Annotated in this window: 9 protein-coding genes; 2 read left to right on the top strand and 7 right to left on the bottom strand. The window is 54.7% G+C overall.

All coding sequences use genetic code 11. The annotated features are described in order from the left end of the window. The first annotated feature begins 19 nt into the window (after positions 1-19). Positions 20-2,506 (top strand): primosomal protein N', encoded by a 2,487-nt coding sequence (gene priA / locus L5470_RS06085; RefSeq protein ID WP_499498822.1) that lies wholly within the window; start codon positions 20-22, stop codon positions 2,504-2,506. Here priA and cruF read toward each other — a convergent pair. The 6 genes from cruF to L5470_RS06055 all read right to left on the bottom strand — a co-directional run bounded on the left by cruF (position 2,471) and on the right by L5470_RS06055 (position 7,040). Next, positions 2,471-3,379: a gamma-carotene 1'-hydroxylase CruF gene (gene cruF, locus L5470_RS06080; RefSeq protein WP_499498820.1), complete on the bottom strand. Its 909-nt coding sequence runs from the start codon at positions 3,377-3,379 to the stop codon at positions 2,471-2,473. The genes priA and cruF overlap by 36 nt on opposite strands. An 81-nt stretch (positions 3,380-3,460) precedes the next feature. After that, positions 3,461-4,000, bottom strand: coding sequence for a hypothetical protein (locus L5470_RS06075; RefSeq protein ID WP_499498819.1), 540 nt, complete (start codon positions 3,998-4,000; stop codon positions 3,461-3,463). Positions 4,001-4,004: 4 nt separating this feature from the next. Then, entirely contained in the window at positions 4,005-5,462 is a 1,458-nt protein-coding gene (locus L5470_RS06070; RefSeq protein ID WP_499498817.1) for a TrkA-related ion transporter, read from the bottom strand. Between the two features lie 17 nt (positions 5,463-5,479). After that, positions 5,480-5,728 carry a Ycf34 family protein gene (locus L5470_RS06065; protein WP_099799229.1) on the bottom strand — a complete coding sequence of 83 codons (249 nt, stop codon included), beginning with the start codon at positions 5,726-5,728 and terminating at the stop codon, positions 5,480-5,482. Between the two features lie 42 nt (positions 5,729-5,770). Continuing rightward, a complete protein-coding gene (gene menB / locus L5470_RS06060) occupies positions 5,771-6,607 on the bottom strand; it encodes a 1,4-dihydroxy-2-naphthoyl-CoA synthase (RefSeq protein ID WP_099799230.1) in 837 nt (278 codons plus the stop codon). A gap of 37 nt (positions 6,608-6,644) precedes the next feature. After that, complete coding sequence (locus L5470_RS06055) at positions 6,645-7,040, bottom strand: hypothetical protein (RefSeq protein WP_448515332.1); 396 nt, start codon at positions 7,038-7,040, stop codon at positions 6,645-6,647. A 221-nt stretch (positions 7,041-7,261) separates the two neighbouring features. Here L5470_RS06055 and L5470_RS06050 point away from each other — a divergent pair, with 221 nt between their 5' ends. After that, positions 7,262-11,293 (top strand): GAF domain-containing protein, encoded by a 4,032-nt coding sequence (locus L5470_RS06050; RefSeq protein ID WP_499498814.1) that lies wholly within the window; start codon positions 7,262-7,264, stop codon positions 11,291-11,293. Here the strand turns inward: L5470_RS06050 and L5470_RS06045 are convergent. Beyond that, the gene (locus L5470_RS06045) at positions 11,290-12,165 is read right to left on the bottom strand and encodes an S-methyl-5'-thioadenosine phosphorylase (RefSeq protein WP_499498812.1); all 876 of its coding nucleotides are present in this window, start codon (positions 12,163-12,165) and stop codon (positions 11,290-11,292) included. The genes L5470_RS06050 and L5470_RS06045 overlap by 4 nt on opposite strands. Positions 12,166-12,295 lie beyond the last annotated feature (130 nt).

Here is a 12,295-nt window from a genome sequence, read left to right as displayed (position 1 = left end):
TATGCTCTAATTTTGTATTTTGACGGCTGCGATGGTCATTGGTGGTGACTTAGATCACGGGCGAGAGGAGCGCTTGACATCGTCTGTTGCACCTACGCTGGGGCAGTGGGTGAGTGTGCTCGTGGATTGCCCAGGGGTGGAGGAGGCCTATACCTACGGGGTGCCGGCGGGCTGGACCGTGGCGGCGGGGGACATTGTGGAGGTGCCCTTTGGCCAACAACTGCTGCGGGGAATTGTCTTGCAGGTGCTAAGCGATTTGCCGGAGGCGGTGGCCGCAGAGCAGGTGCGGCCGTTGACGGCGGTGGTGGGTACCTCGTTTTTGCCGGTGGGCTACTGGCACGTCCTAGAGCAGGTGGCCGCCTATTACTGTACGCCGCTGATACAGGTGGTACGGACGGCGTTACCGCCGGGGGTGTTGGGGCGATCGCAACGGCGGCTGCGGTTACGCACAACCGCGATACCGCCCCTATCGGTCGGGGCGCAACAGGTGCTCACGTTTTTGCAAAAGAGTGCGACGGGGGACTACAGTCTGCGCTATGTGGCGCAGCACGTGCCGCGATCGCAGCGGGGAATTGCTGAGTTAGTGCGCCTTGGGGTGGTTGAGGTCTATTGGGCTGCGCCACCTCAAGCACAGGCGCAGTGGCAACAGGCGGTGGTGCTGTTGCGCTGCGATGGGGCTGATCTGAGCGATCGCCAACGCCGGATTGTGGACTATTTACGGCAACAGCCCCAAGACTGTTGGCTGCAAGACCTATTGCGGGCTACGGGCAGCAGTCCTAAAACGATCCAACGCTTGGTAGAGCGCGGGTACGTGGCCATTGTGGCGCGGCAGCGCTGTCGCCTTGATCAGGGGATGGCGGTGCCAGCGGATCAGCCGCAAGGGTTGACGTTGGCGCAGCAGAGCGCCCTAGCGGCAATTATGGCCAGCTTAGGACGGGCGCAGGAGTTTTTGCTGCACGGTGTGACGGGGTCTGGCAAAACTGAGGTGTATTTACAGGCGATTGGGGCGTGCTTGGCGCAGGGGCGATCGGCGCTGCTATTGGTGCCAGAAATTGGCTTGACTCCCCAGCTAACGGATCGGGTGCGGGCACGCTTTGGCGATCGGGTGGTGGTGTACCACAGTGGCCTCAGTGATGGCGAGCGCTACGATACGTGGCGGCTGACGCTATTGGCAGAGCCACGGGTGGTGATTGGCACCCGGTCGGCAATTTTGCTGCCCCTTGCGGGGTTGGGGCTAATTGTGCTGGATGAGGAGCACGACAGTGGCTACAAGCAGGATCAACCGCAGCCCTGTTACCATGCCCGCACGGTGGCGCGGTGGCGATCGCAACAGGATCAGTGCCCCTTAATTTTAGGGTCTGCCACGCCAGCCCTGAGCACATGGCAGGGTGCCCAAGCGGGGCACATCACCTACTTGAGTTTGCCCGAGCGCATTCATGCGGTGCCCCTCCCGCCCATCACCGTCGTGGATATGCGCGAGGAGTTGCGGCGGGGGAACCGCACCATGTTTAGCCGCCTGCTGCAAAATGCCCTAAAACACCTGCCGCAACAGCAGGCACAGGCCATTCTGTTTATTCAGCGGCGCGGCCACAGCACCTTTGTGTCCTGCCGCAGTTGTGGCAGTGCCATTGACTGCCCCCATTGCAGTGTCTCCCTGACGGTGCATCTGCACGATCAGCATAGCCAGGTGCTGCGCTGTCACTATTGCAATTACAGCCAAGGGGTGCCGCAGCGCTGCCCAGTCTGCGATTCGCCGTACCTCAAGCCCTTTGGCAGCGGTACCCAGCGTGTGGTGGCCGAGCTCAATCGCCTTTTTCCAGATCTGCGGGTGCTGCGGTTTGACAGTGACACCACCCAGCGCAAGGGAGCGCATCGCCAGCTGCTTGCAGCGTTTGCCGCGGGGGAGGCCGATGTTATGGTGGGCACCCAAATGCTGACCAAGGGGATTGATTTACCCCAGGTGGCTCTGGTGGGGATTCTAGCAGCGGATGGGCTGCTCCATTTGCCCGACTACCAAGCGGCAGAGCGCACGTTTCAAATTCTCACGCAAGTGGCGGGGCGATCGGGGCGAGGGCACCTGCCCGGACAGGTGATTTTGCAAACCTATGTGCCCGAGCATCCCGTGATTGGTGCGGTTAAAGCCTACGCTTGGCAGGAGTTTGCCCAGCAGGAACTTGCCAGCCGTGAACCCCTCGGATACCCCCCCCATTGCCAGTTGATTTTGCTGCGCCTCAGTAGCAAGGATGGCGATCGCGTTGCTGCCACCGCGGCCATGGTGGCGGATCAGTTGGTTGCACTACCACCGATGCAAACTGGGGACTGGCAGGTACTCGGCCCCGCCCCAGCGGCGATCGCCAAAATTGCCGAGCGCTACCGCTGGCAAATTCTCCTCAAGGGGCGGTTTGGCACCCTAGCCACCCTCAGCCCCCACCTGATCACCCTCAAGGAGCAGTGCCCGCGGGAGGTACGCTTAAGTATTGATGTTGACCCCTTGAACTTCCTCTAGGGGGGTGGCATCGGCACTCCACCACAGCGCAACCACAGGAACCACCCCCAGCACTACCCCTAGGGTCGTGGGAATCCAAAACCGCTGGTCAAGGGCCGTGAGAGTAATCATAGCCCCAAAGGCAAAGTTCACAAGATAAATAACAAGGGGGGTAATGAGTTGTGTACGGTTCACCACCAKGGGTTTAGGCCACCACGCCACTAGCCCCAAGCCCATAAACACGGCAGCAGTGCCCGTCCAACCTAAAATATTGCGGTAGGGCATCCCAAAAAATTCGCCGACATCCTGAAACTGCCAGAAGGGCACCGCAGTTTGACTCATGGCGGGATCCAAAACGAAATCCCACGCGGTCAAAAAAATGGCGGCCAGCCCCACTGTGATCACCCCTGCCCCAAGACCGATCCGCTTTCCCTCCCGCAGCGGGCGGCTGATAAAACCGCTGTAGGCGAACAGGAAGGTCACCAGCCCCATATAAAACCATGACAGTGGAATGGTGAAGGGCACCAACCCCGCAACCTTGTAGCCTAAGCCACTGAGGTAGCCATAGTGACCAAAGGGAAAGCCCGTGCTTGTCCCTAGCAATTCACTGGTTAAGGAGATGCCAAGGGCGGGTAGTAAAAACCCCAAGAGTTTGCCAAGGCCAAAGTTGCGGTAGGCGTGCAGGGCGATCGCAACCGCCCCCAGCACAATATACACCACACCACCGCTCCCCATACTGAGTTGAAAGAGCTGCTGCCCCCACGGCGGCAACGCGAGAATAAATTCTGGATGGGGCACCACTAGCAGTAAGCCCGCCAAGCCAAAGGCCATGGCCATAATATGACTGATGAGGCAAACTTGCTCAGCACGGTAGAGGCGGTTGATGGGTTTCATAGGGGCAGTCTCAACAACAAGGGGTAGCGACCCTGTTTACAAATGTTTATAATGTATCACCTCAAGGCAAGAAGATTCTCCCTACTCTGGGGAGACGTGGTAAGTTACTGCTAAAAATGCTGCCACACTGGCGGCTAGTTGTTGAAAATTTGGCTCAATTTGCTGTCCTAAGTAGTCTTCAACGGTTCGGGMAATTATCCCCGCCAGAAATGAGGGCACCCCATGAATGTGTTTCGGGTCAATGCGGAGGTGCCCGCGGCTGGTAATGATCGTGCCATCGGCAGTGGCAATAAATTGGTTTTCCCCTTGGCAGTCAATCGCCTCAGTAAAAGCGTGGGGGGCAATGCGCCACTGCGTGCGATAGCCTTGATCATCCCAGTGGGAGTAGTCCGTCCAAGACAGCATCGCCTCACTGAGGAGGGCACGCGCCGCCGCAGGAATTTCACCACCGCCATGCCAGACTAAGACCATATCCAAGGTATTGGGCTGTTCTGAGCGTTCTTTGAGATCAATTTGGCGGACATTGGGCATCCACGCCACCAGTTCCGGCAGGCGATCGCGATAGGTGCGATACACTTGCTCGCGAGGGTAGGGGAGTTGCACTTGGCTAGAGATTTCCATGGGGCTAACTCCACTGCGGACATTGCCGTGCAATCATAACAACGTAGTCCCCTAACTGTAACGGATAGTCTGCCGGAGGGTTGACATAGGTTTGGCGACGGCCATCTGTACGGCGCTCCACCGCAATGAGTAGAGCATCGTACTCTTTTTTTAAGTAGCTTTGTACCTGCCAAAAGGACTGCGAGGCCAATGGAGCCGGCAAGGGCAAGCGATAAAACTGATTTCCCACCTGTACTGTAATTAGCTCGGCAAACACATCCATCGCGCCCTGGTTGCGCACCGCATTCCCAATCAGGTGTCCGGCCATTTCATCAGCCACCACCACGTCCTCTACCCCCGCGGCCTGCAACTGCACATTGTTATTGCGATCTAACAGTTGGGCACAGGTGTAAATGCTAGGGTTTAGTTTTTCAATCGTGAGGGCGGCCAACACCGTGCGGGCATCACGGTCTTGGTCACTACGGGGTTGACTGGTGTCTGCCAAAAGAATCGCCCGCGACGCATGGTAAATTTGCACTTTTTCCAGAACATCGATGCGGGTATAGTCTCCCTGATGAAAGTACAGGCGGTTTTGATYCACGGAGCGCAGTTCATTGAGGGGTAGTTGCTCTAGCTCCACCACAATGACAATGGGAGCGTGGCGAGTTTGCTGATCGCTCTGTAATTCTTGCAGCACAAGGGGGGCACTGCGATTCCAACCACAGAGAATAATGTGGTTGCGCAGTTCATCAAGGTCAAAGTTTTTAATGTTCATAACGGACTGCAGGCGTTTCACCATCAAGGCAGAGATCAAACCGGTAAAAACGGCAAAGAGGGTTACTCCTGCCAGCACGACSACAAGGGTGATGACGCGCCCAGCCTGGGTTTGCGGATAGGCACCAATCGGCTCTGCCGAGATGAGTGAAAAGAAGCTGTACCACAGGGCATCCCCTAAGTTTTGAATGTCGGGGTTACTCGTTCCTTCGATGATATAAAAGGCTAGCCCCCCAAAGAGCATGATCAACACAATCATTAACAGCGCCGAAATTTGGACACTGTACACGCCGGAGACCTGCGGTGAAAGGTAATGCAGGTTACGGTTGATGAGAATGGCAGCGCGCGGCAGCCGCAGCAGCGGTAGCAGGCGGAATAGGGTTAGCTGTGGTGGCATGGGCAAGATGGCAATGATATCCAGCCAATAGTGGCGGAAAAATCGCTTTTTTTTKCGGGCGATCGCAAACCGTACAAATAGCTCAATAAAAAAACACATCCGCAGGGGCAGCTCTGCCAGCATCAGGACAACGTTAGGTCGTCCTTGCCCCACCCATAAGATATCCACCACGACCAACACGGCAGAGGTAAGAATTAAGATGACTAACCCCACCTCCACCCGCGGGGAGTGAATAAAAAAGTCAAGCTGCTGACGTAGGCGACCGCGTCCCATGGGTATCCCCAAATGTCCTCGTAAGGGGCGATCGCCCACCAATGGCAGGATAACTCCTACGTGGGAATTAATTCACCAGGGCGTAAACGCGACCACCGACCTTGCTCTTCCATGAAACTAGCACAGCCGACCACATCCCACTCCAGTTGAATTTCGTCACCGTAGGTGCGGATATTGACGTTAATAGTGGGTTCAATGGGCGTGAAGTCTGGGGCTAGGGTCAGGTGGGGCTGCTGATGCTGTGCTTCAACCGCATGGTAAGTGGTGCAGCGATCCACAAGGGCACAATTGACACAGATGCACATAGCGGATTCTCCCAATGCCATGCATTTACTCTAACGCATCCCTTAAGGTCGCCAAGGAAACTGTTGGAAGTTGGGGGGACGCTTTTCTAAAAATGCCTGCTTCCCTTCCGCACTTTCTTGGCTGAGGTAGTACAGCAGCGTGGCATTACCCGCCAATTCTTGCAAACCCGCTTGACCGTCACAGTCCGCGTTAAAGGCCGATTTCAGGCAGCGAATCGCCAAGGGACTATGGCCGAGAATCTCCTTTGCCCAGCGAACTCCCTCCGCTTCCAGTTCTGCCACCGGCACAACCGTATTCACTAGCCCCATCTCTAGGGCTTGGGCAGCAGTGTACTGACGGCAGAGAAACCAGATTTCACGGGCTTTCTTTTGCCCCACAATTCGGGCAAGGTAGCTGGCGCCAAACCCACCATCAAAGCTACCTACCCGAGGACCGGTCTGGCCAAAAATGGCATTCTCCGCAGCAATCGTGAGGTCACACACCAAATGCAGCACATGCCCCCCACCGATGGCATAGCCGGCCACCAGCGCAATGACGACCTTCGGTAAGCTGCGAATTTGCCGTTGCAAGTCCAATACATTTAGCCGTGCCACCCCCTGCGCATCTAAGTAGCCTGCCTCACCGCGAATACTCTGATCGCCACCAGCGCAGAAGGCATACTTCCCATCCGTATGCGGGCCGGCTCCGGTCAAGAGGACAACGCCAATGCTCGGATCATTGCGAGCATCCTCAAAGGCATGGCTCATCTCAGCAATGGTTTGGGGGCGAAAGGCATTCCGCTTGTGGGGGCGGTTAATGGTGATTTTGGCTATGCCTGCTGCTTTGTGATAGAGAATATCGCTGTAGCAGTCTATGGGTTGCCAAAGAACATCGCTCATAAATTTCAATGTCAACGGATCAATGTCAACGGAGAGCTTAGCGGGAGCCTTTTAGTTGTTTGACTTGCTCGGTGGTCAAAATGGTTAGCATTTCAGCTTGGGTGTCTTGCATCACTTTGTTCATTTGTGTTTTCTGCTCTGGCCGTAGTGCCACCATATCCATGGCTTCACCCGTGGACTTACCTTGCTTAATGGCATTGCGGAACAGGCGCTGTTGATTGCTGTCGAGGATGCCTAAAATACGCTCGTTGGTTTTCATCGTCAGCCGCAGTAGGGCTTGTTTTTGCGCCACACTGAGGTTGAGTTTTTGCATCTGAGCCGCCGTTAGTAGGCCACCGCCACTTTGGCCAACAGCCACAGGGACGACAAGAGCACCGCTCAGACTCACGATCAAGGCGATCGCCACCACAACATTTTGCCGATTGACTTTCATAACAGCCTCACCACGGGCGATACCTCCATGCTAGCAGAGTGCTTCGCCAGCCATGACTTTACAAATACTTAATCTCGACACTGCCCCGTTCCGGGTACAGCGCGAGCCTTCCCGTCTAAGACGTAAATTGAGGTGGGTTTTGCTTTGCCATGGTTTTGATAAAACAAATTCCTATAATCTAAGCTAGAAATTAGACCCTAACATCAACGGTCACTTGGGTTATGCCTGCCGCTCCTATACCAGTCGATGAAAATGAACGGCAATATGCCCTTGATCAGTACCACATCCTTGATACTGCTCCTGAACCTGTTTTTGACGATATAACCCATTTAGCCGCAGCTATTTGTGAGACCCCCATTGCCATCATTAGCTTGGTTGATCGCAACCGACAATGGTTTAAGGCCAAAGTCGGGCTAGATGCCTGTGAAACCCCCCGTGATGCCGCCTTCTGCGCCCATGTGATTTTGCAATCGGAATTGATGGTTGTTGCCGATGCCAAGGAAGATGCCCGCTTTGCTGATAATCCCTTGGTTACAGGACCGCCTTATATCCGCTTTTATGCTGGCATGCCCTTGGTGACACCCCAAGGGTACCGGATTGGTACCCTGTGCGTCATCGACTACCAGCCCCGGCAGTTAACCGAGTTACAAGCTCAAACACTGCGTACCCTTGCCCGGCAAGTGATTAGTGAGTTAGAAGTCCGTCATCATCTTGAGACAACCCAAGGGCACCTAGCTCGCATTCAACAGTTGAGTAGCTTACAAGCAGCCATCTTTAATAGCACTAATCATGCCATCATTGCAACTCACACCAACGGCACGATTAGTTTTATGAACCGCACTGCTGAGGAATGGTTGGGGTACAGTGCTACTGAATTAGTGGGCAAAGTAACCCCTGAGCAATTCCATGATCCGAAGGAGGTTGAACATTATGCAACACTCCTTAGCCAGCAGTTGGGCGAACCGATTCCAGTGGGATTTGAGGTGTTTGTGGCGCAGGCACGGCGAGGCTTGCCGGATGAGCGGGAGTGGAGGTATATCCGCCGGGATGGTTCGCAGTTTCCCGTGCTCCTTTCAGTAACGCCCATTCGCAATGGCCGCAAGCAGTTGCTGGGGTTTCTGTTTCTGGCCACTGACATCACTGCCAAGAAACAGATTGAAGCAGAACTACGGTTACGGGAGCGCGCCATTATTGCCAGTACCAATGGCATTGTCATTACCGATTATCGTCAGCCGGATAACCCAATTATTTATGTGAATCCCGCTTTTGAGCGAATGACGGGGTACCGCGCCCCTGAAGTCATTGGCAAGAACTGTCGCTTTTTGCAGGGGCGCGATCGCCACCAGCCGGGGGCTGAAGCCATTCGCAATGCTATTGCTAAGGGACAGTCCTGCCGCGTGATTTTGCGCAACTACCGCAAAAATGGCAAACCCTTCTGGAATGAACTGGCGATTTCACCCATTTTTAACGAAGTGGGTGAAATTACGCACTACATCGGGATTCAAAGTGATGTCACTGAACGGCAGCGGGCGCAACTGTTCTTGCAGCAGCAGGTGAAGCGGACGCTGCTGTTGAACCGCATTACGGAGGAAATTCGCCAGCAAATCGAGCGGGATCACATCTGTCAAACCGCTGTTCAGCAAGTGGGCATGACTTTAAATGTCAGCCGCTGCCTTTTTTTTGTGTACCACGAGGAGGCCACCTCTCCAGTGAGCTTGGTGGCGGAATACTGCGCTCCAGGGATTCCATCGGTAACTACCGTAGGGTTAGCGCTGGGGCGGGCTGATTTCCTACAGCAAGCATTGATCTCTGATCAGATCCTAAGTTTTGAGGATGTGGCCAATGACCCGCGTTTAGCCTCCATTCACGACTATTGCATAGCATTGCGTGTCAGGTCTGCCTTGATTGTGCGAACCTCCTATCGCAACCGCCCCAATGGTCTGCTAGTGTTGCACCAATGCGATCGCCAACGGCAATGGACGGATGCGATTAAGAGCCTCCTCAGTAGTGTGGCAGCGCAAGTGGGAATTGGGCTAGCACAGGTGCATTTGCTGGAACAGGAAACCCGACAGCGGCAACAACTCCAGCAGCAAATGCAGCGGACGTTGTTACTCAACCAAATTACGGAACAAATTCGCCAGAGCTTAGATACAGAGGCCATTTTTAATACAACCGTCAGTCAAATTGGCCGTGCCCTTGGGGTGAGCCGCTGTTTAATTCATCGCTATGAGCCGGGGCCACCGCCCCAGATCCCCAATGTCGCGGAGTACCTAGAACCGGGCTATGGGTCAATGTTTGGTGTCAATGTACCGGTGGCAGGTAACCCGCACGCCGAAGCCGTCCTAGCCTCGGATAGGGCAATTGTCTCTAATGATGTCAGTCAAGACCCACTGTTGCGAATGGCCACGTCCCTATTAGAGCAATTTCAGATTAAATCGATGCTGGCCGTGCGGACGTCCTATAAAGGGGTACCCAATGGGGTTATTGGCCTGCACCAGTGCGATCGCCAGCGGGAGTGGACTGCCGAAGAAATTGAACTCCTTGAAGCCGTTGCGGCGCAAGTGGGGATTGCGATCGCCCAGGCAGACCTGCTGCACCACGAACAGCAGCAGCGACAATTACTGGCCAAGCAAAACCAAGAACTGGAGCAAGCGCGGTTACAGGCAGAGCTGGCCAACCGTGCCAAGAGTGAGTTTTTGGCCACAATGAGTCACGAAATCCGCACCCCCATGAATGCGGTCTTGGGCTTTACCAACTTACTTTTAGATACCCCCCTCAACGATCAACAGCGGGACTTCTTGCAAACCCTCCACCAAGCTGGTGAGGCACTGCTCACCATCATTAACGATATTCTCGACTTTTCTAAAATTGAATCTGGCAAACTGGTGCTTGAGCAACACCCCTTTGATGTCCGCGAGTGTGTTGAGGATGTGTTGAGCTTACTGGCCAGCAAAGCAGAAGAAAAGCACCTGGAGTTACTGTACACCTGCACACTAAGAACCCCCGCCCAAGTCAAGGGAGATGTCACCCGCCTGCGCCAGATTCTAGTGAACTTAGTGGGTAATGGCATTAAATTTACCCCTGAGGGTCATGTGCTCGTCCAGGTGGATTATGTCTCTGATAGCGAAACGTTACAATTTGCAGTTCAAGATACGGGGATTGGCATTCCTAGCGATCGCCTCGATCGCCTCTTCAAGCCCTTTAGCCAAGTTGATGCCTCCACTACCCGTGAGTATGGGGGGACGGGTTTGGGACTGGTGATTAGTCAACGGTTGTGTGAACTCATGGGCGGTACCATGCAGGTGGACAGTTGCCTAGGCCAAGGGACAACGTTTACATTTACAATTTCGGCTGTTGACCCAGTTCCCTTTAAACCGCCGCCTGCTGTCCCCTGTTTACAAGGGCGGCGCGTCTTAGTAGTGGATGACAATGCGGCCAGCCGTGAGAATCTCTGCGCCCTATTACAGGACTGGGGGATGGTGCCTCTCCCCTATGGGGATGCCGATCAGGTGCTACAGGAGGCTCCTAGGTGGGATATTGCCCTGCTGGATTTCTCCTTGGGGCACATGACAGGGGTGCAGCTAGCCACCAGACTTGAGCGGGGCGATCGCCCGGTCATTCTGCTTACTCCCTTGAGTTGGCTAGAAACCGCCAGTGACAAGGAACACATTACCACCCACGTTACTAAGCCGATCCGCCCCAGTGCACTGCGGCAAACCTTAGTGAAGGTTTTGAACCCCAACCCCAGTCAACAGCCTGCTGTGTCAGCATCCGTCATTGACCCCAGCTTGGCAGTGCGCTTTCCCCTGCGGATTCTGCTTGCTGAAGATAATGCAGTCAATCAGAAAGTAGCGCTGCACATCCTCAAGCGGATGGGCTATCGTGCGGATGTTGCGGCCAATGGGGCTGAAGTCCTTGAAGCCCTGAAACAGCGCCCCTACGATGTCATTCTCATGGATGTGCAAATGCCGAAGATGGATGGCCTAGAAGCCACCCAACGGATCTGCAACCAATGGCCGCCCAGTCAGCGGCCTTGGATTATTGCCATGACCGCCAATGCTCTCGCAGGCGATCGCGAACGTTGCTTTCAAGCAGGCATGGACGATTATGTGAGCAAGCCCATTAAACTTGAGGCTCTTGCCGATGCCCTCAATCGCTGTCGCTGCCTAAGCCCAAAATCTACCTACCCACAATTTTGTGACACAGAGGCTGACGAGGCGGGTACATACCCATCCGACCCGTTAGCGCCCTAGCAGTACTTAGCCAGCAGCAGACTGAGTTTTTCCTTCGTTTGTGCAGGTACCTTATCTAGGGGAGTTAAAATAGCATTTTTCAGGGCGTGATGTGCCTTGGAAGCAGGGGGATGAGCCGCCAGTCGCCTCACTGTCTCACAAATAATGGCTTGGGCATTTTTCACATTGCGGKGTAGGTTGCTGATAATCATCTCCACCGTTACCGAGTCATGCTCTGGATGCCAGCAGTCGTAGTCTGTCACTAACGCTAGGGTGGCGTAGGCAATTTCCGCCTCCCGCGCCAGCTTGGCTTCCGGCAGGTTCGTCATGCCAATCACCGTTCCCCCCCAAGAGCGATAAAGATTGGACTCTGCCAATGTAGAAAAGGCAGGGCCTTCCATGCACACATAGGTACCCCGTGGGTGCAGCGTCACTTCGGGTAGGTTCAAATCCCTAATGGCTGCGGTTAATACCGCGGCAAGCGCAGAACAAATGGGTTCAGAAAAGCCAATATGTGCCACAATGCCATCGCCAAAAAAGGTGGAAATGCGATTGCGAGTGCGGTCAATGAACTGATCGGGCACCACCATGTCAAGGGGTTTTACCTCCTGTTGGAGGGAGCCAACCGCTGAAGCCGAGATCAGGTACTCCACACCAAGGGACTTAAACCCGTAGATATTGGCGCGAAAGGGAATCTCCGTTGGTAACAGGTGGTGATCTCGGCCATGGCGAGCTAAAAAGGCCACGGGAACCTCCCCAATCCGCCCACAAATAAACGCATCGGAGGGATCGCCGAAGGGGGTACTTAGTCGCACCTCTTCGACCTCTGTGAGASCCTCCATTTTGTAGAGACCACTACCGCCAATAATGCCAATCTTTGGGGAAGGGGACATGATGTTCCTTAAACACTCACGGGGATTAGCTTACCATGCCTCGTCCATCACAGGGGGATTGATAGCAAGTTAGACAAGTTAGAGTACCAACACTCTGGATTCCTTTGTCAAAACGAGTTCCAGAATACTC

This window comes from Synechococcus sp. PCC 6717 (genome assembly GCF_022698185.1).
GTDB classification, from domain to species: domain Bacteria; phylum Cyanobacteriota; class Cyanobacteriia; order Thermosynechococcales; family Thermosynechococcaceae; genus Thermosynechococcus; species Thermosynechococcus lividus.
This window is presented reverse-complemented; position numbering and strand designations above follow the sequence as displayed.

Bases quoted from the DNA above. Each gene is read 5' to 3' on its own strand.
- L5470_RS06065 (WP_099799229.1), bottom strand. From the start codon at position 5,728: ATGTGCATCTGTGTCAATTGTGCCCTTGTGGATCGCTGCACCACTTAC.
- menB (WP_099799230.1), bottom strand. From the start codon at position 6,607: ATGAGCGATGTTCTTTGGCAACCCATAGACTGCTACAGCGATATTCTC.
- L5470_RS06055 (WP_448515332.1), bottom strand. From the start codon at position 7,040: ATGAAAGTCAATCGGCAAAATGTTGTGGTGGCGATCGCCTTGATCGTG.
- L5470_RS06050 (WP_499498814.1), top strand. From the start codon at position 7,262: ATGCCTGCCGCTCCTATACCAGTCGATGAAAATGAACGGCAATATGCC.